Annotated in this window: 18 protein-coding genes; 10 read left to right on the forward strand and 8 right to left on the reverse strand. The window is 69.8% G+C overall.

Annotated elements, in window-relative coordinates; translation table 11 throughout:
• Window positions 1-157 precede the first annotated feature (157 nt).
• From ACWGKJ_RS18350 to ACWGKJ_RS18365, 4 genes are read left to right on the forward strand one after another with little or no spacing between them, the layout of a single operon-like run.
• Window positions 158-1,783 (forward strand): NAD(P)-binding domain-containing protein, encoded by a 1,626-nt coding sequence (locus ACWGKJ_RS18350; RefSeq protein WP_385025729.1) that lies wholly within the window; start codon window positions 158-160, stop codon window positions 1,781-1,783.
• A complete protein-coding gene (locus tag ACWGKJ_RS18355) occupies window positions 1,780-2,892 on the forward strand; it encodes an alpha-hydroxy acid oxidase (protein WP_385025732.1) in 1,113 nt (370 codons plus the stop codon). Before ACWGKJ_RS18350 ends, ACWGKJ_RS18355 begins: the two co-directional genes overlap by 4 nt.
• Window positions 2,886-4,349, forward strand: coding sequence for a cytochrome P450 (locus ACWGKJ_RS18360; RefSeq protein ID WP_385025735.1), 1,464 nt, complete (start codon window positions 2,886-2,888; stop codon window positions 4,347-4,349). The genes ACWGKJ_RS18355 and ACWGKJ_RS18360 overlap by 7 nt, the downstream gene beginning before the upstream one ends.
• A gap of 41 nt (window positions 4,350-4,390) precedes the next feature.
• Entirely contained in the window at window positions 4,391-5,656 is a 1,266-nt protein-coding gene (locus ACWGKJ_RS18365; RefSeq protein WP_385025738.1) for a cation:proton antiporter, read from the forward strand.
• Between the two features lie 145 nt (window positions 5,657-5,801).
• On the opposite strand, the gene ACWGKJ_RS18370 is transcribed toward ACWGKJ_RS18365, so the two are convergent.
• On the reverse strand, window positions 5,802-8,162 hold the full coding sequence (locus ACWGKJ_RS18370) for a GH92 family glycosyl hydrolase (protein ID WP_385025741.1): 2,361 nt from the start codon (window positions 8,160-8,162) through the stop codon (window positions 5,802-5,804).
• 201 nt (window positions 8,163-8,363) lie between these two features.
• Here ACWGKJ_RS18370 and ACWGKJ_RS18375 point away from each other — a divergent pair, with 201 nt between their 5' ends.
• Entirely contained in the window at window positions 8,364-9,317 is a 954-nt protein-coding gene (locus tag ACWGKJ_RS18375) for a phosphotransferase family protein (RefSeq protein WP_385025744.1), read from the forward strand.
• Between the two features lie 65 nt (window positions 9,318-9,382).
• Here ACWGKJ_RS18375 and ACWGKJ_RS18380 read toward each other — a convergent pair whose 3' ends face one another.
• Together ACWGKJ_RS18380 and ACWGKJ_RS18385 are read right to left on the reverse strand one after the other, a co-directional pair.
• Window positions 9,383-9,724: a nuclear transport factor 2 family protein gene (locus ACWGKJ_RS18380; protein ID WP_385025747.1), complete on the reverse strand. Its 342-nt coding sequence runs from the start codon at window positions 9,722-9,724 to the stop codon at window positions 9,383-9,385.
• 93 nt (window positions 9,725-9,817) lie between these two features.
• Complete coding sequence (locus ACWGKJ_RS18385; RefSeq protein ID WP_385025750.1) at window positions 9,818-10,369, reverse strand: EF-hand domain-containing protein; 552 nt, start codon at window positions 10,367-10,369, stop codon at window positions 9,818-9,820.
• 446 nt (window positions 10,370-10,815) lie between these two features.
• Between ACWGKJ_RS18385 and ACWGKJ_RS18390 the strand changes: the two genes are divergently transcribed.
• Window positions 10,816-12,348: an FAD-dependent monooxygenase gene (locus ACWGKJ_RS18390; protein WP_385025753.1), complete on the forward strand. Its 1,533-nt coding sequence runs from the start codon at window positions 10,816-10,818 to the stop codon at window positions 12,346-12,348.
• Window positions 12,349-12,460: 112 nt separating this feature from the next.
• On the opposite strand, the gene ACWGKJ_RS18395 is transcribed toward ACWGKJ_RS18390, so the two are convergent.
• Complete coding sequence (locus ACWGKJ_RS18395) at window positions 12,461-13,036, reverse strand: antibiotic biosynthesis monooxygenase (RefSeq protein ID WP_385025756.1); 576 nt, start codon at window positions 13,034-13,036, stop codon at window positions 12,461-12,463.
• A gap of 209 nt (window positions 13,037-13,245) precedes the next feature.
• Between ACWGKJ_RS18395 and ACWGKJ_RS18400 the strand changes: the two genes are divergently transcribed.
• Window positions 13,246-14,154 carry a hypothetical protein gene (locus tag ACWGKJ_RS18400; RefSeq protein WP_385025759.1) on the forward strand — a complete coding sequence of 303 codons (909 nt, stop codon included), beginning with the start codon at window positions 13,246-13,248 and terminating at the stop codon, window positions 14,152-14,154.
• Window positions 14,151-14,903, forward strand: a complete 753-nt coding sequence (locus tag ACWGKJ_RS18405; RefSeq protein WP_385025762.1) for a hypothetical protein — start codon at window positions 14,151-14,153, stop codon at window positions 14,901-14,903. The genes ACWGKJ_RS18400 and ACWGKJ_RS18405 overlap by 4 nt, the downstream gene beginning before the upstream one ends.
• A gap of 42 nt (window positions 14,904-14,945) precedes the next feature.
• Here the strand turns inward: ACWGKJ_RS18405 and ACWGKJ_RS18410 are convergent, their stop codons facing one another.
• Window positions 14,946-15,467: a GNAT family N-acetyltransferase gene (locus ACWGKJ_RS18410; protein WP_385025765.1), complete on the reverse strand. Its 522-nt coding sequence runs from the start codon at window positions 15,465-15,467 to the stop codon at window positions 14,946-14,948.
• 255 nt (window positions 15,468-15,722) lie between these two features.
• Window positions 15,723-16,532: a helix-turn-helix domain-containing protein gene (locus ACWGKJ_RS18415; protein ID WP_385025768.1), complete on the reverse strand. Its 810-nt coding sequence runs from the start codon at window positions 16,530-16,532 to the stop codon at window positions 15,723-15,725.
• Between the two features lie 152 nt (window positions 16,533-16,684).
• On the opposite strand from ACWGKJ_RS18415, the gene ACWGKJ_RS18420 reads away from it, so the two are divergent.
• Window positions 16,685-17,893, forward strand: a complete 1,209-nt coding sequence (locus ACWGKJ_RS18420) for an MFS transporter (protein WP_385025771.1) — start codon at window positions 16,685-16,687, stop codon at window positions 17,891-17,893.
• A gap of 358 nt (window positions 17,894-18,251) precedes the next feature.
• Here ACWGKJ_RS18420 and ACWGKJ_RS18425 read toward each other — a convergent pair whose 3' ends face one another.
• The gene (locus tag ACWGKJ_RS18425) at window positions 18,252-19,973 is read right to left on the reverse strand and encodes an amidohydrolase family protein (protein ID WP_385025774.1); all 1,722 of its coding nucleotides are present in this window, start codon (window positions 19,971-19,973) and stop codon (window positions 18,252-18,254) included.
• A gap of 342 nt (window positions 19,974-20,315) precedes the next feature.
• Window positions 20,316-20,813 (reverse strand): FBP domain-containing protein, encoded by a 498-nt coding sequence (locus tag ACWGKJ_RS18430; protein WP_385025777.1) that lies wholly within the window; start codon window positions 20,811-20,813, stop codon window positions 20,316-20,318.
• Window positions 20,814-20,881: 68 nt separating this feature from the next.
• Here ACWGKJ_RS18430 and ACWGKJ_RS18435 point away from each other — a divergent pair, with 68 nt between their 5' ends.
• Window positions 20,882-21,451, forward strand: a complete 570-nt coding sequence (locus ACWGKJ_RS18435; RefSeq protein ID WP_385025780.1) for a TetR/AcrR family transcriptional regulator — start codon at window positions 20,882-20,884, stop codon at window positions 21,449-21,451.
• Window positions 21,452-21,617 lie beyond the last annotated feature (166 nt).

Raw genomic sequence — 21,617 nt, forward strand, 5'->3', positions numbered from 1 at the left:
ACGGCCCGCTTAGCCCGTCAATCGACCACACACGTTAACCGACGCCCGGAATTCACCCATTGCCAGTACGAGTGATCTAGATCACATACAGGCGGGGTGGTCGCGTGCTTTAACCATCAAGTACCGTCTGCGACACCCCACGGAAGGCAGGACCAGAATGTCCGATTCAGTCCATGTCGACTATCTCGTCATCGGCGGCGGACCTGCGGGCCTGCAAGCCGGATATTTTCTCAAGAGGTCCGGACGGGACTATCTGATCGTGGAAGGAAGCGACGCGCCGGGCGCTTTCTTCACACGTTTCCCCAGGCACCGGACTCTTATTTCCAGCAACAAGGTGCACACCGGCTGGAGCGACCCGGAGCTGCGACTGCGCGTCGACTGGAACTCCCTGCTCTCGGACGAGGGCCCCCTGTTCACCGCTTACACCCCCCGTTACTTCCCACCGGCCGACGAGTTCGTCCGCTACCTGGGCGACTTCGTCCGCGAGCACGGCCTGAACATCCGCTACCACACCCGCATCAGCCGCGTAACGCGCCCGAACGGCGGCGAGTTCGTGGCAACGGACGAGAAGGGCAACGTTGTCCGGGCACGGCGTGTCATCGTCGCCACCGGCGTCTCCCGGCCCTATGTACCGCCCATCGAGGGCGCGGCCGATGCCGAGCGCTACGACGAGGTGACGGTCGATCCGCAGGACTTCACCGACCAGCGGGTTCTCATCATCGGCCGGGGCAATTCCGCGTTCGAGACCGCGGACAACCTCATCGAGACCGCCGCGGTCATCCACGTGGCCGGACCAGGTTCACTGAAGCTTGCCTGGCGTACTCATTTCGTGGGGCACCTACGGGCCGTCAACAACAACTTCCTCGATACGTACCAGCTCAAATCACAGAATGCGATCCTCGACGGAAACATTCTCCGTATCAAACGCAATGCCGACGGCGGATATGTGGTGAGCGTCAGCTTCTCGCGCGTTGATGAAGTCGTCAAAGACATCCGGTACGACCGGGTCATTCTGGCCACCGGATTCCGCTTCGACGCTTCGATATTCGCTGAGGAATGCCGCCCGGATCTGGTCGTCAAGGACCGTTTCCCGCACCTCACAGATGCCTGGGAATCGGTCAGCGTACCCGATCTCTACTTCGCCGGAACCATTACCCAGTCGCTGGACTTCAAGAAGTCCACCAGCGGCTTCATCCACGGTTTCCGGTACGGCGTGAAGGCGCTGGCCCGCATACTGGAACGCCGCTATCACGACGTGCAGTGGCCGCACACCGGCCTGCCCGCCACCGGCGCCGCTGTGGCCGACGCGGTCACCGAGCGCATCAACCGCACCTCGGCTCTGTGGCAGATGTTCGGGTTCCTCGGCGACAGCATCCTGGTCGACGCCGACGGCGGGGTGCGCTACTGCGAGGAGGTGCCCGTGGGGCACCTGCACACGGCAGCCGGGCGGGGCGACTTCGGGGCACTGTCCGCCTACTTCACCGTCACCCTGGAGTACGGCGCCGACCACGACCAGGTCGACCCCTTCGACATCAGCGTCAACCGTATGAACCAGCAGGACACCAGCGGTCTCGACGCCCGCTACCTGCACCCCGTGGTACGGCAGTTCCTTCCCGACGGCAGCGGAAAACCGGTCGCCGAGCACCACGTCACGGAGAACCTGGAGAACGAGTGGGACAACCCTGAGGTGCACGTCGGCCCGCTGCGCTCCTTCCTGACCGCCCGCCTCGCGGCCGGCGACGGTTCCCCGACCGGTGACGCGCTCGCCGCACCCCGGCCATGACCGGCCGGGAAACCGGCCCGGCGCACCATCCGGCCCGACCCGTGCCCAGTCAACTCCCGCAGGAGCATTACGACTTCTTCGCCGGCGGCGCCGGTGAGGAGACCGCGCTGCGGGAGAACGAGGACGCCTTCGGCCGGCTGGCCCTGCTCCCCCGGGTGCTGCGCGGCGGCGGCGACCGCAGCACCGGGGTCAGCGTCCTGGGCCGGGAGTGGCCGGCCCCGCTGTTCGTCTCGCCCACCGCCTTCCACCGGCTCGCCCACCCCGACGGCGAAGCGGCCACCGCACGCGCCGCCGCCGCGGCGGGGGTCCCGCTGGTGACAGGCATGGCGTCGACCACCGCCGTGGCAGACGTCGTCGCGGCCGCCCGCGAGCAGGACGACGAAGCGGTGGTCTGGTTCCAGCTCTATCTCCAGCCGGAGCCCGAAGTCACCACCGAGCTGGTCCGCCGGGCGGAACGGGCGGGCTGCTCCGCCCTCGTCGTCACCGTCGACTCTCCCGTCTTCGGCCGTCGCACCCGGGACCTGCGCAACGGCTTCCACGATCTGCCGCCCGGCCTTGTCACCGAGAACATGCGGGACCTGCCCGGCGGCGAGCCCGGCCGCCCCCGCTCCATCGCCATGTGGCCGGCCGGCTGGGACGACCTGTGCCGGCTGCGTGAACAGACCGACCTGCCGCTCGTCCTCAAGGGCGTACTGCACCCCGAGGACGCGCGCACCGCCGTCGAGCAGGGCATGGACGCGCTGCTCGTGTCGAACCACGGAGGACGGCAGCTCGATGCCGCTCCCGCAGCAGTCGAGGCGCTGCCCGCGGTGGTCGAGTCCGTCGCAGGACGGATACCGGTCCTCATGGACGGCGGGGTGCGCCGGGGCAGCGACATCGCGACGGCCCTCGCCCTCGGTGCCCGTGCCGTCGGCGTCGGCAGGCCCGTGCTGTGGGCGCTCGCCGGCCTGGGCGAGGAAGGCGTACGCGAGTGCCTCACCGCGCTGCGCGCCGACTTCGACCACGTGCTCGCCCTGTGCGGTGGCCACCGGCCCCGGGACCTCACGGCCGATCAGGTCGTCGAGCGCGGCACGGCACTGCGGCCGACGAGAGGGGAACGGACATGCTGAAGAAGACCACGGCGGCGGCCCTGGCCGCGGGCGGCGCCCTGCTGCTCTCCTCCCCGGCCTGGCTGCCCGGCCGGATCGTGTCCCTGCGGATGAAGCTCTTCGCCCGCGTCAACGGCGACGAGGGCCTGCCCTTCCCGCAGGAGGAGTACGGCGGCGCCGAACGCTTCGAGGAGATCTACGGCCAGCCCGCGGCGAACGGCCGCAGCAAGGGCGCGGCGCTGTCCGACCTGTTCTGGTACTGGCTCGCGCCCGGCGCCGACATCCACCAGGAGCACCTGGAGGCCGGGCCCCGCTACGATGAGGTGTCCCGGTGCACCCTCGCCATCCTGTCCGGCCCGTCGGCCGAGCTGTACGACGCGGCCGCGCGCAGTACCCGGCACGTGCTGGACGCCCTGCCCTCCGGTGGAGTGCGGGCCGTGCGGCTGCGCGATCTGATGATGCCGGTGTGGGCCGAGTTCTTCTACAGGCTGGTGTTCCAGGAGGACTGCCCGCCCGAGGCGCGGAAGCTGATCGTCGACAACGCCGAGGACGTGGTCAACGCCCTGAAGTGCACCAGACTGCGGCACCTGCGCCGCCGCGACCGGCTGACCCGCTACCTGCTGCGCAGGCTGGACGCCGGTGCGGTGCCACATGTGCTGCCGGCCGGGCTGACCCGCCGCCAGCATGCGTACTACCTCCAGGGCACCTTCTTCAACACCGCCGTCGTGCAGATGTCGGAGGCGATGGCCCACCTTCTGCTGGTGCTGGCCCAGCATCCGGAGGTGCAGGAGCGGGTGACAGCGGGCGGCGACGACGACCGCTATCTGTCGCACGTCATGAACGAGACGTTCCGCCTCTTCCCGCTGTTCGGCGTGGCCCACCGCATCACCACCGCGGACATCGACCTCGACGGCTTGCCGCTCATCCCGTCGGGATCCGTGCTGACCTTCAGTTACCCCGACTACCACGCCGGCGGTTATACCGACCCCGAGGACTTCGTCCCCGGGCGCTGGGAGACGCTGTCCGCCAAGGAGGCCCACCACATCCCGTTCGGCATCGCCGCGAACCGGCCCTGTCCGGCCTGGCGCCTCTCCCCCCTCGCGATGCGCGCCGCCACCCGCGAGGTACTGGCCCGCTTCGAGCTGGACTCACCGGTCAGCCACACCCGCTCCATCCCCCACCGCGCACCCTGTCTCCTCGTCCCCCGCAACCACCCGGCAGACACGCCGCGGCGCCGTGTCCTGCGCACCGCGCTGGCCGTACGGGACCGGGCCGAGGACGTCGGACGCAGCCTGACGCAGCTCGTCCTCGGCACCTACATGGTGCTGGACGCCCGCCGTACCAGGCCCGCCGCACGCTTCTTCGCCGAGCACGACACCGAAGGCCGCCCGTTGCCACGGGAGCAGACCGCTTCCGGCGCCGACGGGCAGCGCGAACCGGCTGTCACGACCTGCCCGTACACGGGCCGGAACACCTGACGGCGTCCCCCTCTCCTCGCCTCCTCACCAGGGAGTCCCCGTTGTCGACCACCGAGCTGGGTCCGGCCTTCTTCCTCGCCGTGGCCGTCATCCTCGTCACCTGCCGTCTCGTCGGATTGCTGCTGCGCTATCTGGGACAGCCGCCCGTGGTGGGCGAGATGGTCGCCGGCGTGGCTCTCGGCCCGTCGGTGCTCGGTCTCGTCTCACCCGGTGCCGAGGACGCCCTCTTCCCCCAGGAACTGCGTCCGATCCTGTACGTGGCCGGGCAGATCGGCCTCGTCGCCTTCATGTTCCTGGCGGGCTACGAGTTCCGCACGGACCGGCTGTCGTCGGTGGGCCGCACGGCGGTGTCCGTGTCGGCTGCCGGTATCACCGTGCCGCTGGTGCTGGGGGCGGGCCTCGCCACCATGGCCCACAACTGGGTGGACATCTACCCCGACGGCATCTCGCCAATGGTGGGCGCGCTCTTCATCGGGGTCACCCTCGCCATCACCGCCTTCCCGATGCTGGCGCGCATCATCACCGAACGTGGCCTGACCGACTCCCGGTTCGGCTCGATCTCGCTGGCCGCCGGCGCGCTGGACGACGTCGTGGCCTGGATCCTGCTGGCAGCGGTGCTGAGCCTGGCCGGCGGAGGGGCGTCCACCTTCGCCCTGGCCGCGATCGGCGCGGTCGGGCTCGGTGTGTTCCTCGCTGTGTTCGTGCGCCTGCGGCCGCAGGCGCTAAAATGGGCCCGGCGGCTGACCGAGGAACACACGCTGCTGGTCGTCGTCCTCCTCCTGTTCATCGCCGCCTGGTACACCGACCGCATCGGCCTGTACGCCGTGTTCGGCGCGTTCAGTCTCGGTGTCGCCTTCCCCAGGGATCCTGTGGTGACCCGCGCGGTGCGGGCCATCGAGCCGGTCAGCCGCATCGTGTTCCTGCCGCTGTTCTTCACCTACTCCGGCCTGAACACCGACTTCACGCTGCTGTCCGGCGGCAGGATGCTCCTGTTCACCGCGGCCTGTGTCCTGGTGGCAGTCGTCAGCAAGTTCGGTGCCTGCTGGGCCACCGCGCGGCTGCTGGGCGAGGGGCAGGACGTCGCCGTCCGGGTGGGCACGCTGATGAACGCCCGCGGCCTGATGCAGCTCATCGCCATCAACGTCGGTCTGGCCGCGGGCATCACTTCACCGGCGCTCTTCGGCGTGCTCGTCATTGTCGCCCTGGTCACGACGGTGATGACGTCCCCTCTGCTAAGCCTCTGGGACCGGCTGGGCCGCGGCCGGACCCGGGCGGACGTCTCGGTGGCCGAAGCCGCCGCCGGCTGAGGTGGCAGGCCACCGCGTTACGTCACGCGTCGGGGATTCGTCACGTAGCCGTGGTCACCGCGGACACCGTACGGCTGCGGGTCGGCGGTAAAACCCGGGCGGGGTGCGGCCCCTCGCTGGACAGGAGGGGCCGCACCCCCGATCCTCAGGGCCGGGCCATGGCGGGCGGGGCCGCGTCGACTCCCCACCTCGTCGGCTTGTCGGAGAGCTTGATCCTGATCGTGCCGGAGCGGAGCAGGTTCTTGTGGGACAGCCAGCTCTGGCTCAGCTTGCCCTTGTTCGTGTGCACGGAGGACACGTACTGAAGCTGCGACGCGTTCGCGCCCGGGGCGTCGATTCTGATCGTGCGGCCGTGTTCGGGCCGGATCTCGACCTTCTCGAACATCGGCGCGGAGACGACGTAGGTGGCCGAGCCGGGCTGGGCCTCGAAGATGCCCGCCATGGCGAAGACCAGCAGCGAGGAAGTGGCGCCGAGGTCGTCATTGCCGGGCATCCCGTACACGTTGTCGGTGAAAAGGGTCCGCATCGCCCGCAGTACGGCGGAGGTCTTCCACGGCGCGCCCGTCCACGCGTACATCCACGGAGTGTGGAAGTCGGGCTCGTTGTTGGGGTTGAAGGCGAAGTTGTTGTGGTAGTCGTACGCCCCGGTCACCCAGGAGTCCGAAGCGGCTTTCGCCGGGTCGGTGAGTACGGTCGGCATGTCGAAGAACTTGTCGAGCCGCTGCTCGGCCTGCGAAGAGCCGCCCATGAGCCCGAAGAGCGTCTGCGGGTCCTGCTGGGCGAGCCATTCGTACTGCCACGCGGTGCCCTCGTGGAACGCCCCGGCCTGTGCGGGATCGGGGTCGCCCGCGACGGTGCCGTCCGCGTTCCTGGTGACCGGGAATCCGGAGAATCCCTGCGAAGTGACGCTGGGGTCCCAGAGCTTGGTGAAGTTGTCGCAGCGCCCGGCGAGCGTCGCGGCCTTGTCCTGGTAGCCGAGGCCGCCGGCCATCGTAGACAGCGCACAGTCGGCGAGCGCGTACTCCAGCGTGGCCGAACCCGACTGGCGGCTGTCACCGTATTTGTAACCCGGCAGATTCTGGTAGCCGACCCAGCCGTTCTTGACGTACGTGGGATTGCCGTCACGGCCGCGGAAGACCGACTGGTCCGCGGGGACCTCGTTGGCGTTCTTCCACAGCGCCCCGAAGAGCCGGCGGGCGGTGCGGTTGTCGAGCAGGCCCCGGTTGTAGATGTCGACGATCCATGGCGTGACGGGGTCACCGCTCATCACGTTCGTCTCGCTGTTGCCGAGCGCCCAGCGCGGCAGCCAGCCACCGTCCTGGTAGATGTGCAGCACGGACTTGGCCATGTCCGTGGCCTTGTCCGGGTTCAGCAGGGCCACCAGCTGGTTCTGGGAACGGTAGGTGTCCCAGAGCGAGAACATCTGGTAGTACGTGGAATCGGCACGGTGCACCCGGTCGTCGAAACCCCGGTAGCGGTTGTCCACATCGGACCCGATCGACGGGTGCAGCAGCGAGTGGTACAGCGCGCTGTAGTACGTGCGCTGGTCGGCGGTACTGCCGCCGGCGACCCGCATCCGGTCGAGTTCCTGCTGCCAGGTGCGGTGCGCGGCGGTGCGGGCCTTGTCGAACGACTTCGGCTGTTCCGCCTTGCGGTTGAGACGCGCCCCGTCGATCGACGTGTAGGACAGACCCACCGAGGTTCCGACCTGGTGGCCCTTGGCCGGGTCGAACGTCGCATAGGCTCCCGCGCGCTTGGTTCCGCGGGACGCGTCACGCCGGTTGGGGGTGATGGTGTTGTCGGTCCAGGTGCCGAAGCTTGCGAACTTCCGGTCGAACTTGGCGCTGAAGTAGATCCGGTAGCGCTCCTTGCCGGTCTCACCGCAGAAGTTGCCGCCCTGGAGCCAGCCTTCGACGGTGTCGTTGCCGACGACGTGGACGTCTCCGGCGTAGGTGCTGCCGTTGCTCTCACCGGTCTCGATGAGCACGTTCTCGGGCCCCGAACCTGCGGGGTACGTGTATCGGTGCTGGCCGGTCCGCTGCGTCGCGGAGAGTTCGGCCTTGATGCCGTTGTCGAACTTCACTCCGTAATAGCCGGGCGCCCGGGTCTCGTTGTCGTGGCTGAACTTCGCACCGTACTGCGCCGGATCGGACGATGTCACCGCGCCAATGGTCGGCATGAACCGGAAGTTGCCCATCGTCTGGCAGCCGACGCCGGAGAGGTGCGTGTGGCTGAAGCCGAGGATCTTGTCCTGTTTGTAGTCGTAGGACGCGTACTGGTTGAGCTGCGTGTCGGGGCTCAACTGGACCATGCCGAACGGAACGGCGGCGCCGGGGAACGTGGTCCCGTCGCCGTTGTTGCCGATCGACGTGTCGACCAGTGCGGTCGGATCATCGGCGAACTTCGGTCCCCGACCCTTGGCGTCTGCGACGCCCGGAGTGGTGGATGCCGCGGCCACTGTGGTGGCGAGCAGCAAGGCGGCGAACACGCGTTTCCACGCTCTCATGGCGATCCTTCCTGTGACAACGTTGTCAAGTTTGGGTGAACTTTGCCCTCCACGTACTTGCTCCGTCAATCCAGTTGACCGCACGAGTGCCGCGTGGATGCCGCATGGATGCGGTATGGGCGCCGTATGAGCCTCGTACGGGCCGATTTGCCCCGGGAGGACGCCGTGCGAGGTCCGTGCGGCGCCTGTTCTCATACACGGATGAAGAACACTCCGAACGCAGACGTCCCTCTGTCCGACCCTTGGCTTGGGCACTTCACGGAGCGCGGGTACACGAGTGTCCGCCGTATCGGTGCCGGTGTTGAGGGCGTCGTCTACCGGCTGGGCGAGGGCCGGGTCGCCAAGGTGTGGAGCGGTCGGCCGCCGGCCGATTTCGGCCTCACCCGCCAGGTGTACGCGGATATCGCTCGGCACGCGCTGCCGTTCTCCACCCCGGAGATCTTCGACGTTGAGGACCACGGGGGCGTTCTGATGACGTACGAGCGTGAACTGCCCGGAGCCCCGATGCGGGCCGACTCGGCTCACGGGGCGCCTGGGCGCGAGTTGCCCGCCCAGCACATCGATGTGCTCCTTGCCGTGCTGCGTGGCCTGGCCTCCGTGCCCGGCACCGACGCCATGCGCCAGTTGACTGTCCAGGGCGACGACCGCCCGCTGTGGCGGGACCACGACTGCTTCCGTAACGCGCTCGCGGCCCTGGTCGCCAGGGCCGTCTCCCGGCACGGTGGCGCCCTGGCCGCCCATGTCCCGTACTTCGACGCGGGAGTTGAGCACACGCAGAAGGCACTGCGCTCGCTTCCCGAACCACCGGTGACAGTGATCCATGGCGACCTCGTCCCGCCCAACATCCATATCGCCGTGACCGGCCGGCCTGTCGCGGTGCTCGACTTCGGCTTCTACTCGACCGCAGGCGACCCGGCCTTCGAGGCCGCCGTCACCGCTGCCATCTGGGACATGTACGGGCCGCACGCCGAAGAGCACACCACGGAACTCACCAGGCTCTTCGCCCACGAGCTCGGGTACCCGCCGGCGGCCCTCGCCGCCTATCAGGCCGCCTACGCACTGACCACCTACGACCTCTTCGGCCTGGACGACCGTGACGGGCACTTCCGGTGGTGCGCAGAGCAGCTGCGCCGCAACGCTGTGTTCAACGCCTGAAGCGGCCCTCCGTCGCAACTACTTGCTGAGGTGAGCGACGTCTTCGCGATCGGCCAGGTGGTCCTTCACTGACTCTTCGCTTCGAATGCCTGGGCGACGGCCAGGCTGTCCTCGTAGACATGATGCCGGGTCACGAGGCCGTCCACGACGGTGAGATGCAGCGCGAACCGCGCCTGGTAGGCACGTCCGGTGGGCCGGGCGGTCTGCGCGGAGAGATCACCAACCCTGTCAGTACGGGCACGCCGAGGCGATTGCCTCCGAAGTAAGCCGAGCGTACGGAGCCGTTGCGCACCTGATCGGATCTTCGTGCCCTTGCCCATACCCGTGCCCGTGCCCGGTCGGTCGGGCCTCGTCTGCGTGCGCGCGGCCACCACGGCCACCGCCTTGGTCACGGTGGCCGCGCGCATGTCGCCGGACCGGACATGCCCAGTCCCGACGTAGGACGTCAGGGGTCATCGAGCGTGTTCGCGCCCGGACCGTTGGTCAGATGCGGACGGAGATCAGACGTGTCCGAAGAACAGGCTGCCCGGTGCGTCAGGATCGTTCGAGAGGAAGTGTTCGCGGATGGCGCGGATGAATTCCTGGCGCGAGATCGCGCCGTCGCCATCGGTGTCCAGCTGCATGAAGGAGTCCATCGCGTCGGGGGCTTCGATCCTCCATACGTCCCTCAGCGCGCGGGCGAACTCGTCCCTGCTGATCTCGTTGTCACCGTTGACGTCGATGACATCGAAGATCGCGTGGCCGGCGCCCTCGGTCACGTTGAGCCGGCTGGTGTCGACGGCCGCGAGACGGTTGGCCCGGACGAACGCTTCCTTCGTGAGCCGGTCCCCGTCGGCGTCCGCGTGGCGTAGCAGTTCCAGCCAGTAGATCTGGGAGAAGGACCGGAGCGCCCTGGCCCGGCGGTCGTCCTTGTCGAGCCGGTACGCCTCGATGTAGCGGTCGGCGAGCTTCTGGTAGTCCGTCCAGTCCAGGTAGCCGTTGTGGTCGGCGTCCATGGTGTCGAACGCCCGCTCGTACTTGGCTGCGATGACGTCCTGCGCTGTTGTGGTCATGGGCCGAACCCTTCTGTGTTCCAGTGTTCCGACTTCCTCAGGATCGGGTCCGGTTGTCCCGAGAAGTACCGGAACCACGTTCATGCCACCCGATGTGGTGATCAGGGCCCGACGCCGCGATGTGAGCTGCGGTCAGGGACGGCTCCCGTGCTCGGCGCCCCCTCGCCCCCGGACTGGCCGGTCCGATGAACCTGATAACGTCGCTGTGCCTTTTTAGCGGTGCCCTTTTGGCCGTGCCTTTTTACTGTCCTTCTTTGCCGTGCCTTTTTCGCTGTGTGTTCTACCTGCGTGTTCTACCTGCGTGTTCTACCTGCGTGTTCTACCTGCGTGTTCTACGGGGCCGTACGCGCCTCCCAGTACCGTTCGCCCGCCCTTCTTTACCCTGCCCCGCCCAGCGGCCCGTGTACGGCCGGACGGCTGGGGCGGGGCAGTGAGCCAGGAGCGCCATGATGGATTTTGATACCGATGTCCTGATGGTCGGAGCCGGACCGGTGGGCACCTGGCTGGCCGCGGAGCTGGCCGCCACCGGGGTCGGCGTCCGGCTGCTTGAGGCCCGTACAGAGCGCTCGGCTTGGTCCCGCGGCTTCACCGTCCAGCCGCGCACCCTCGAACTCTTCGACACCCGCGGGCTTGCCGGACCGCTGATCGCGGCGGGGCAGAACGTCGGCTCCTGGCACTTCGCGCTGGGACAGACCCGGCTCGACTTCACCGGACTGCCCACCCGGTTCCCCTCCGTACTGCTCAACCCGCAGGTGGCGACGGAGGAGTTGATGGAACGCCGGCTGGTGGGGCTCGGCGGCGAGGTCACCCGCGGCTGCCGGGTCACCGGCCTGCGGCAGTACCCCGACCATGTGGTCGTGGAGACCGACTCCCCTGCTGGGACGGGGCAGTTGACCGCACGTTACGTGGTGGGGTGCGACGGCGCGCACAGCACCGTACGCACCGCTGCCGGGATCCCCTTCGCCGGGACCGAGACCGTCACCACGACCCTCAGCGGCGATGTGGTCCTCGATGCGCCGCCGCCGAGCGGCGCGCCGATCCTCTCCTGCGAGGCAGGAGTCCTGCTGACCATCCCGCAGCCGGGAGGACGCCACGTCGTCGCCGTGATCGACCACGCGACCATGCATGAGACACCGCCCGTCCCGGTGCCCTTCGGCCGTCTGCGGGCCGCCGTGGAGCGGGTGGCCGGCACCGACCTCGGCATGCGCGACCCCCGCCGGGTCGCCACGGTGGGGGACGCGGGCAAGCTCGCCGACACCTACCGTGAGGGGCGGGTGCTGCTGGCCGGGGACGCCGCCCATATGCACTACCCGATGGGCGGTCAGGGGCTCAACCTCGGTGTGCAGGACGCCCACAACGTGGCCTGGCGGCTGACCGCCGTTCTGTGCGCGGGGGCAGCCACCCGGGTGCTCGACGACTACACGGGGGAACGCCGTCCGGTGGCTGCGGCCGTTCTCGCCGACGTACGGGCGCAAGTCGCCCTGGTGACGGCCACCGGCCTGGACGGATTCACCCTGCGCCGCCGCTTCGACGCCCTGCTGACGGAATATCCGGCGCTCAACCACGACCTCGCCGCCCGGCTGTCCCAACTCGACGTCCGTTACGGGGCGCTCGACGGCCCGGACGGCAACGACCCGCGCCTCGGCGCCCGCGCTCCCGACCTGGCCTTCGCGGCGGCGCCGGACGGTACCGGCCCTGAGCGGTTGTTCGAAACCGCGCGTCCCGGACGGTTCACCCTGCTCGACCTCACCGGTGGCCGCCTCCACGCCGACCGGGCGGTCGCGGGCGCCGGTCTGGAGGGGCTGGTCGACACGGTCGCCGCCACCCCCGACCCCGGCGCGCACCCACCCATGGACCCGGAACTGGCCATGTCCTGGTCGACGGCCCCGGCCGCGCTGATCAGGCCGGACGGCCACACGCTCTGGATCGGCGACGACCCGGGCCAGGCGGTGGACGCCCTGGGGTCCCTCCTGTTCTGACCGTTCCAGCTGTTCTGAACAGCGGCATGGGGCGATGGCGGCCGGGCCGGGAGCCCTCACGCGGCCGCCCACGCGCCGTTGTCGGCCGGGCGCTTCACGCGCTTCGCGAGCCTCACGAGTCGGCATCGACGAACGAGCCATGGAGCGTGTACCGCTTGGCGCCGGGGCACTGGGCAGCGGCTGTGCCGGAGGAGGCGGCGTCGGTCCACTCCGCGACGACGATGGCGCGTGCACCGTCCGGTGTGAGATGGACGTGCGCCGCGAGCAGGCCGGGCGCGGGCCGGAGCATGCCTTCCACGGCGCCCGCCGCCATCGCGCTCACCACCAGGACGCCGGACGGTGACTCCGCGTCATGAACGACGCTGCGCCGCAGGCGGGTCCGGTTCAGTCCGGGGCGCTCGATCCCGGGTACGAGTGTGTCGACACGGCTGACGGTCGCAGCCCGGTGGGCGCGGGCCCATGCCAGGTGCTCCTCATCGCCGGTCCACTGCGCGTAGAAGAGGAGGCCGGCGCCGTCGGCGGAGAGCAGGATGTGCTGGGCCAGACGGCCGGGCGGTTTCTCGGCCGCCGCCCATTCGGCCATCACGGCGTCGGCGGCCGTACGGGAGCGCTCGGGGGTACCGGTGATCCACTCGCTCAGCAGAGCGGTGCCGGCGGCAGGGTGCACGAGGTCCAGGAAGCGTGTCATGGGCACCGACCCTGGTTCATCAACCGCGCTTGAGGTCAAGACCCGTACGTCTGGCCCGGGGCGCGTGGTCAGGAGTGGACACGGGCCGCCCCCCGGGTGCCGTGCTCGCGGGCCGGGCGGCCGCTGGTGGCCGCAGGTGGTCGATGATGACTGCGGGTTGGCCGCAGGTGGCCGCTGCGGGTGTGTGCCGCCTGTGCTGTACTGGTCCGGTGGAGCGCAAGCACGCACTGCCATCGGTCCCGGGCGTGGGGCGGCCCCGCCGGGCGGCCTCGGGAGTGCGCGCCCAGCGGGCCGACGAGGCGCGCACCCGGATGCGGCTCATGATCGAGATCACCGCGCGGGCGGGCGCGTACCGGAAAGGCCTGATCGCGGCGACGGAACGCCTCAGCCCGGAGGAGGCGGCCATCCTCTCCGATCTGGAGCGGCACGGGCTGCAGGTGCCGCAGCTGCACGATGTGCTGTGCGGCGGACATGTGCTGGTGGACGATCCGGAGTTGTACGAGGCCTGGCGGTTCGACAAGGTCAGCCATACGCGTCTGTCCAGCCACCACCGGGACATCGACAAGAGCGTCTACCCCGATATCGGGATGCGCGGCCAGGTGGTGCGCGAGAAGCTGCACGGGCGCACCGCCCAGGGCACCTGGGTCCAGCTGGAGAAGACCCCCGCCGCCTTCGGCGGGCGCAGACTGCCGAGCGTGAGCGATCTGCGCCATCTCATGGACTACGTGGTGTACCGGTTCACCCGCAGCAATGTCGGGCCGTGGGGGCTGTCCCGGATGACGGAGCGGCGCCCGATGTACCTGTCGCCGGTCCTGACCGTACCCACGTCCCTGACGCCTCCGGTCGCACGGCTGCTGACCCGGACGCTGCGCCGGATCGAGGAGTCCGACGACGTCACCGCCGTCTCGCAGGATCTGGCGGCCCGGTTCCGCCCCCCGGAGCGGGTGGACCCGACCACGGAGCTGGGCCGCTCTCTGCCCGGCAGAGCGGGACGCGGGCTGTTCGGCAGCTCCGAGGTGTGGGTCACCGAGACGCCGTCGGCGAGCGCCGCCGCAGTCCTGCGAGCGAGTCGTGAGGCGCCTGCGGGGACCTGGTGGAAGGCGGAGAGGCCGAGATGAGCGACGACCGACACGATGCTGCCGCTGAGACGCCATCGGACGCGGCGTCCGTCCCCACCGGGCTGGTCTCGGCCGTGGTGAACCTGGTGAACACCGGTCCGGTGCTCCTCGGCGCGTACACCATCGCCGAACTCACCGCCGTGGACGCGATCGTGGACTTCCTGGAGGCCCGCCCGTCCGACGAGGTGCTCGCCGAGGCCGTACGGTCGCTGGCCGCACGCCAGTTGCTCCTGGCGGGCTCCACGGGGGAGCAGGTCCGGGTGCAGGGGGACCTGGGGATCGCCGTGGCGTTCCAGCAGCGGGCCCGCAAGGTGCTCGATGCCCGTACGACGGGGTCGGAGCCCGGGGAGCCGTGGCGCATCCTGGTACTTCCCCAGCCCGAGCGGATCTGCCTCATGGTCCGTATCGATGCGCTCGGGGTGCACCAGATCGGCCTGTACAAGCTCGACGAAGCGTTGCGGATGCTCACCGACTGGCTGCCGCGAGGTGCGTCGGCGGATCCCGATCCGGCACTGGACACGGAGGCGGTGCTCACCGCGTCGGAGCGTTCCGCGCTGATCACCGTCACCGAGTACACCGCGCAGGGGTCTGCCGAGATCGCCGGGACCAGCAGCGATCTGATCCTCGCCCGCGCCGACGACCGGCTGTACGCCCTGACCCGGGACCCCGACGACCGGGACGGGCTGATGCCGGACATGGCGGCCGTGAAGGACGGGGTCCGTGACCGGCTGGCCGACCTGCTGCGGTAGCGACTCCCGGCATCGGCCATAGGCCGGGAGTCGCCACGGCTGTCAGAGGGCGCGGCGCATGCACAGCCGTGGCCACCGGTCGAGGCCGTGCGCGGCCTCCCGGGCACGTACGGCCCGCAGGCCGGTGCCGAGGTGGTGCTCGTCGAGGGGCTGGAAGCCGCAGCGTGCGTAGTACGGCGCGTTCCACGGCACGTCGGCGAAGGTGGTGAGCGTCAGGGCGCGGTTCCCGTCGGCCGCGGCCCGTTCGGCCACATGGTCCAGCAGCGCGCGTCCGATGCCACGGCGTGCACTGTCCGGGTGCACCGAGACCTGCTCGATGTGCATGTTGCCGTCGACATGGTCCGCGATGAGGTACGCCACCGGGGCATCCGACCCGTCGACCGCGACCCATGCGAGTCCGGCCCGCTGGTAGCGGGCCAGTTCGTCCAGCGGCGGCGGTTCGTCGTCAGCGATCTCCGGCATACCGATGCCGCGGAAGCACTGTCCTGCCGCCCTCTCGATGTCCTGGAGGGCCGGCAGGTCCTCGGTGCGGGCTGCTCGGATGGAGGTTGCTGGGACAGACATGGGTCCATTGTCCCCAGCGGCCCTGTCCCGGTTCGTCCGCCCCCTCCCCCGCTGTCTCGCAGTCCGCCGGACTCACCCTGCCCTGGAGTTCCGGCTCGTCGAAGGACACGTCGACCACATCAAGATGCTCAAGCGCCAGATGCTCGCCTCCTGACTGCTGGTCCCCATAGTCGATTGGGCCCGTGAGCGGCCTCCCGGGCGCGGTCGGGCCGCCGCACTGCGTACCTGAAATCCTGAGCGGAAGCGGCGCCCCGCTCATTCAGTGAGCGTTCCCAGCGCCTCCTCAGTGGCCCGGTCGTCGGGAATGTAGGCCAGGAGATAGTGGCCGGGTTCGTCCACGGCGGCGAGCTTGGTGTAGCGAAGGTGGAGATCGCCGACCACGGGGTGCTGGAAGTGGCGTACGGCGGGGTGAAAGGACGAGGTCTCCCGGTGGCGGTACCACCGGGCCGCGTCCGGGTCTGCAAGAAGCTCTTCGGTGACCTCGGCGTACCGGTCGTCTTCCGGGTGTCGGGCCGCCTTCGCCCGGAACTGGCCGAGCAGGCTCCGCGCCTCGGGCTCCCAACTGGCCAGCAGCGTACGGGACGGTGGCCAGCGGAACACCAGCCACAGCAGGTTGCGTTGCTTGGGCGCGAGGCGGGCGAGGTCGGTGAGCAGCGCCGTATATCCCGTGTTCCAGGCCAGCAGGTCCCAGTGCGGGTCGAGCACCACGGCCGGGTTCGGCGTGAGGGTCTCCACCAGCGACAGCAGATTCCGCGATACCCATCCCGGCGGCTGCTCGGGGGGCACCGCGTGCTCGCTGAACGACAGTACATGCGCCGTTTCGTCTGTGTTCAACCGCAGAGCTCGTGCGACGGACCGCAACACCTGCTCCGACGTACGGACCCGTCCCTGTTCAAGCCACGCGTACCAAGAGCTGCTGACGCCGGCCAGCTCGGCAACCTCTTCGCGTCGCAGCCCCGGGGTGCGCCGGCGGGTCGAGCCGGGCAGCCCTGCAGCAGAGGGCGTCAACCGCTCACGTCGGGAGCGCAGAAACGCGCCGAGCTCCTTGCGCGGACCGTCGTTCATACCCGCCCCTTCCTCCCAGGGCGTCCTTCTGGTGCCTCGTACCGTGCCCAGGGTGTGAGCAAGAGTAATCGGCTACAGAGTCCCAACGGCCCACCGCCCTGATGGGCTTGACCCACTACGGGAGGACCAGCAGTCACAGCACAAGGAGCCCCATGGACACCGCCGACCCGCCCCCCACCACGTCAGCACCCCCTCCAGACACCACCGAGCCGGCTGCCCCCATCGCTGCCACCTCACTGCGCCTGCTGCGCGCCGCCGGTTTCGTCAGCAATTTCGACCGCTTCTGCATCACCCCGATGCTGATACTCATCGGCGTCCAGCTCGGCGCGCCGCTGCACACGATGATGCTCGCCGCCAGCGGCTACTTCCTCGCGTACGGCCTGACGCAGCCGGTCTGGGGCCTGGCGAGTGACCGCATCGGTCGAGTACGGGTCATGCGGATCTCACTGGCCGGGGCCGCTATCGCCGCAATCTGCTCAGCAATCGCACCCGGCGTGACGATGCTGATCGTGGCTCGCGTCGCGGCCGGCGCATTCTTCGCCGCATCCATCGCCGCCTCCCTCACCTATGTCGGGGACACGGTGCCCGCCGCTGTCCGCCAGCGCCCTCTCAGCGAGCTGATGACCGCATTCGCGCTGGGCACCGCCGTAGCCACCGTCGTCGCTGGTTCGCTGGCGCACTACGTCAGCTGGCGGCTGGTCTTCGCGCTGCCCGGCGTGATCGCCGCCTGTCTGGTCGTCGCCCTGCGACGACTGCCGGAGCCGTCTCGCGCAGAGTCCGGTGCGCTGCTCGCCCCGTGCAAGGTCGTCCTGAGCTCCCGCTGGCAGTGGTACGTCATGGCGGTCGCCATGCTCGAAGGCGCCGTACTCCTGGGCTTCTTGACGTACATTGCACCGGCTCTCGAAGCCCAGGGCGCCTCGGCGACGGTGGCCGGTGCGGTCTCCGCGCTGTACGGGGTGGGCTCAATGACAGCGGCGCAGATAGTCAAGCGGCTGGTCGGACGCTGGACGCCAGTGCGATTGATCGTGACCGGCGGGGCGCAAACGGCGGTGGCCTTCAGCTTCGCCGCAGCCAGCCGGTCTGTCCCGGCACTGGTGGGATGCGCCCTGCTCCTCGGCTGCGGCTGGTCGTTCATGCACTCCACGATTCAGTCCTGGGCCACCGCCCTGTCCCCGACGGCCCGTGCCACCGGTGTCGCCATGTTCGGTCTGGCCCTTTACACCGGCAGTGCTCTGGCCAGCTCCTTCGCCGCTGGTCCTGCCGAGCACCATGCCTACCGGGGCATCTTCCTGACCGCTGTCCTTCTCACCGTCCCGCTGACTGCCGCTGCCGCAGTGGGGCGCGCCCGCTACCGGACCTGAACCGCCGATCACGCATTCCGGCAGCCTCCGCTACGGAGCCGAAGACCCCGCCCAGGCCTGCTAGGGGAACCCTGCTGCCCCACGGATCGACGGTCAGCGCGGCTTTGCCCTTCCCTCCCCCCGGCATCAAGGCCGAATGGGCTGCCCCAGCACATCGAGCAGCCGAAGGCGGACCGCAGGGAGAGCACGTGGAACTGACAGAGCGCGAGCTGACCAACCTGTGGGAAGGCGTTCTGATTACTCCCGCGGCCGGGGCTGACGTCGGCGTTCTGGGCCCGGCGGGCTCCAGCGGACGGATCGATCGTGAGCGAGCGCGCCTCCTTGCCGAGCAGGGCGTACTCAGTGTGACGGCCAGGTGCTAGGTAGGTTCGACGCGCTGCAGCTTGGCGCGGCGCACCACCCGGGGGCCCACCTCGGCGGCCCGTGCCACCAGGGCGCGGCCGTCCCAGTCCGGGGGCCAGCCCTCCCACAGCCGCAGTCGGCCGTCCACCACGACGGCGGTGATCTGGTCCCGGTTGGAGAGGCGTACCAGCTCCCAGCGGAGGTCGGAGGACGGGGTGAGCTCCGGTACGTTCACATCGACGACCAGGAAGTCGGCCGCCTTGCCGACGGCGATCTCGCCGGTCACATGTCCGAGCCCGACGGCGTCGGCGCTCAGCCGTGTGGCGTGGTCGAGCCACAGCCGTCCGGCGCCGCACGAGGAGTCCCCCGTCGCCAGGCCGGAGGTCAGACGCTGCGCGGACTCCGCCGCGTCGACCAGCCGGAACCCGTCGCCACGGGTGCCGTCGGTCCCCGTACCGAACCGCACGCCCGTCGCGGCCATCATGGTGGCCTGCGCGACGGCGTTGCCCTTCCAGGCGCTGGCCACCGGGTTGTAGCTGACGGCCGCTCCGGAGTCCGCGAGCTGACGCATCTCGGTGGGGGTGGTGAGGGTGGCGTGCGCGCCGAGCAGGTGCGGGCCGAGTGCGCCGATGTGGTGCAGATAGTCGATGGGGCGGCGGCCCACGCTCTTCAACGAGCGTTCCACAGAGGCGAGATGTTCGTTCACATGGATCTGGAGCACCACGCCGGCCTCCGCGCACAGGTCCGCGGTCTTCTTGATGACCGCGGCGGTCGCGTCCTCCGGGACGGCGATGGCGAGGGAGGGGTGGATCAGCGGGTGACCGCCCCACCGCGCGAGGTGTGCGGGGCCGCCCTTGCCGTCGGAGACGATCTTGGAGAGCACACAGCGGATCCCGGCCTCGTCGGTGCCCTTGGCCAGCGCCGCCACATCGACCGGGGCGCGGGTCCCCGCGTCGGCGACGGTGGTGAAGCCTCCCCGCAGCGCCTCCAGCGCGGCCAGTTTCGCGGAGAGGTAGGCGCTCTCCTCGTCCAGCGCGTGTTCCAGCGGTTCCCAGATCGTCTTGAAGATCTCCGAAGGCTGTCCGAACGACTTGGCCTTGCCGAAGCTCTGGGTCAGATGGTGGTGGGCGTCGATGAACCCCGGCATGAGCAAGTGCCCGTCCAGCCGGACCGGGTGCAGGTCGTGGTGGGCAGCGATGAGGCGCTCGGCCGGACCGATGTCGCGGAATTTCCCGGACTCGACGAGCACGGCCTGCCCCCGCGCCGGCCCGTCCGCGAGGAGGAGCAGTTCGGGTACGAGCAGCATGCGACGGCCCGTCAGCCGGTCCGGCCGCAGCTTGTCCGCATCGCCCGCCCGGGACGCCGTCGCGGGCGCCGCGTGGGGCGTGCCCCCGGCGGCAGTGTCCGGGGAAGGCCCGGCCGCGGCGCTCGGTGTGGCCGCCATGGAGGCTCCGATGAGCCCTCCCGCACCGGTGAGTCCGACCCCGGCGAGGAACCCGCGGCGTCCGACACCTTCCTTGCCGCCGCGCGGTCCGGCACCGTCCTGGCCGCCGCACGGTCCGGCACCGTCCTGGCCGCCGCGCGATCCGGCACCGCCCCTGCCGCCGCGCGGTCCGGCACCGTCCTGGCCGCCGTCCCGCTCCGCGGCAGACCCCTGGTCCTGCGGCTGTCCGCCCGATGGTTCCTGTACTGGGTTGCGCCGGTCCCTGTCGGAAGGGTCCAGTTGCCCGTCGTTCACCAACCCGCTCGCCTGCTTTCCGTTCCGTTCCCAGCTGACCGTTGGCCCAGAGGCGTCCGCACGGGGAGCAGCGGGTGTGCCGCGCACGTGACGGAGCCGGAATTCACCGGCGTACGAGGTCGGTCGACCGCGCCGGGTGGCCCGACCCTAGAACCCTGTCGAGAAGCGGAACAAGCCTTCCGACATACGGGATTTGGCCGCTCGGAGCGGTGGCGGCGGAACTGATCGGCCACTCGGCCGACCCCCTGGCCAGAGGCCCGCAGGAGGAGCCTCCGGTGGCGTAACTTCACGGAAACATGGACCCGACGGGCGCACGGGGCCCACAAAGGCCCTCCGCACCGGCTACGCGATCACCCGCTCGATGAAAGCCATCACGTTGTTCCGGGTCCGGACGGTCTTCTCCTCCACGGACAGGGTCTCCTCGGACCTCCACCCGGCGCCCGCCTGCTTCTTGCCCCGGATGTAGAGCGAGCAGGCCAGATCGGCACAGAGGTACTGGCCGAGGGTGTTTCCCTGGCGGCCCGCCTCGCCGGGGCGGCGCGCGGTCATCAGGGCCACACCGCCGCTGACGTGGGTCGTGACGCACAGCGAGCACATACTGCGGGAGGTGAAGCCCCGCCTGGTCCCGGCCGGGGCGCGCAGCACGAGGCCCAGCAGGCGGTCGCCGTCGTCCGCGACGAGATAGGCGCGGTCGGGGGCTCCGGGATCACGCCAGCCGAGGAAGTCGAGGTCGCTCCACGGTAGCTCCTCCAGGTCCCTGGGGACGTTCAGACGCTTGGCCTCACCCTTGGAGCAGTTGAGGAACGAGTCACGGATTTCGGTCTCACTGAGGTGTCTCACATCAGTCGACGCTAGCTGGCCTAATATGTTTAGGCAAACCCTTTATTCCATTAGCCTGTGGAGGACGCGTGGCACGACCCGGCATCACCCCCGAACGTCTGACCAGGGCCGCGGCGGAGCTGGCGGACGAGATCGGCTTCGACAATCTGACGCTCTCCGCGGTCGCCCGCAGGCTCGGCGTCAAGGATCCGAGCCTGTACGCGCATATCCGCAACGCGCGTGAGGTGAAGATGCGGGTGGCGCTGCTGGCACTGGAGGAACTGGCCGACGCGGCGAGCGCCGCGCTCGCCGGGCGTGCGGGAAAGGACGCGCTGGTGGCGTTCGCCAACGCTTATCGCGACTACGCCAAGGCACATCCCGGCCGGTACACGGCGGCCCAGTTCGAGCTGGACAGGGAGGAAGCCCTCAACAGCGCGGCGCCCCGGCAGTCGCAGATGACCCGGGCGCTCCTGCGCGACTACCACCTGCCGGAACCCGACGAGACCGACGCGGTGCGCTTCCTGCACAGCACGTTCCACGGATATGTGAGCCTGGAGCGGGTGGGCGGCTTCAGCCACACCCCGCGCGGCGCGAACGCCTCCTGGGCGTACGCCCTGGACATGGTCGACTTCGCGCTGCGCAACCGGCCGCCGTCCTGAGCGGCCCGTGCGGTCCGCCACCGCCCCCGGACCGGCCCGTGCCCGCGTCGGCGACCGGCCCGTGCCCGCGTCGGCCGGACCGGCGGCGCACCTCGACCGGCCCGTGCCATGCCCGCGGCGACCGGACCGGCGACTGCTCACGGACGGCCCGTGGCCACAGCGCCGT

This window comes from Streptomyces sp. NPDC054757 (assembly GCF_053612185.1).

What these genes read in the sequence shown, in the direction of transcription:
- ACWGKJ_RS18350 (WP_385025729.1), top strand. Translation starts at nt 158, where the DNA reads ATGTCCGATTCAGTCCATGTCGACTATCTCGTCATCGGCGGCGGACCT.
- ACWGKJ_RS18355 (WP_385025732.1), top strand. Translation starts at nt 1,780, where the DNA reads ATGACCGGCCGGGAAACCGGCCCGGCGCACCATCCGGCCCGACCCGTG.
- ACWGKJ_RS18360 (WP_385025735.1), top strand. Translation starts at nt 2,886, where the DNA reads ATGCTGAAGAAGACCACGGCGGCGGCCCTGGCCGCGGGCGGCGCCCTG.
- ACWGKJ_RS18370 (WP_385025741.1), bottom strand. Translation starts at nt 8,162, where the DNA reads ATGAGAGCGTGGAAACGCGTGTTCGCCGCCTTGCTGCTCGCCACCACA.
- ACWGKJ_RS18375 (WP_385025744.1), top strand. Translation starts at nt 8,364, where the DNA reads ATGAAGAACACTCCGAACGCAGACGTCCCTCTGTCCGACCCTTGGCTT.
- ACWGKJ_RS18380 (WP_385025747.1), bottom strand. Translation starts at nt 9,724, where the DNA reads ATGCGCGCGGCCACCGTGACCAAGGCGGTGGCCGTGGTGGCCGCGCGC.
- ACWGKJ_RS18385 (WP_385025750.1), bottom strand. Translation starts at nt 10,369, where the DNA reads ATGACCACAACAGCGCAGGACGTCATCGCAGCCAAGTACGAGCGGGCG.
- ACWGKJ_RS18390 (WP_385025753.1), top strand. Translation starts at nt 10,816, where the DNA reads ATGATGGATTTTGATACCGATGTCCTGATGGTCGGAGCCGGACCGGTG.
- ACWGKJ_RS18395 (WP_385025756.1), bottom strand. Translation starts at nt 13,036, where the DNA reads ATGACACGCTTCCTGGACCTCGTGCACCCTGCCGCCGGCACCGCTCTG.
- ACWGKJ_RS18405 (WP_385025762.1), top strand. Translation starts at nt 14,151, where the DNA reads ATGAGCGACGACCGACACGATGCTGCCGCTGAGACGCCATCGGACGCG.
- ACWGKJ_RS18410 (WP_385025765.1), bottom strand. Translation starts at nt 15,467, where the DNA reads ATGTCTGTCCCAGCAACCTCCATCCGAGCAGCCCGCACCGAGGACCTG.
- ACWGKJ_RS18415 (WP_385025768.1), bottom strand. Translation starts at nt 16,532, where the DNA reads ATGAACGACGGTCCGCGCAAGGAGCTCGGCGCGTTTCTGCGCTCCCGA.
- ACWGKJ_RS18420 (WP_385025771.1), top strand. Translation starts at nt 16,685, where the DNA reads ATGGACACCGCCGACCCGCCCCCCACCACGTCAGCACCCCCTCCAGAC.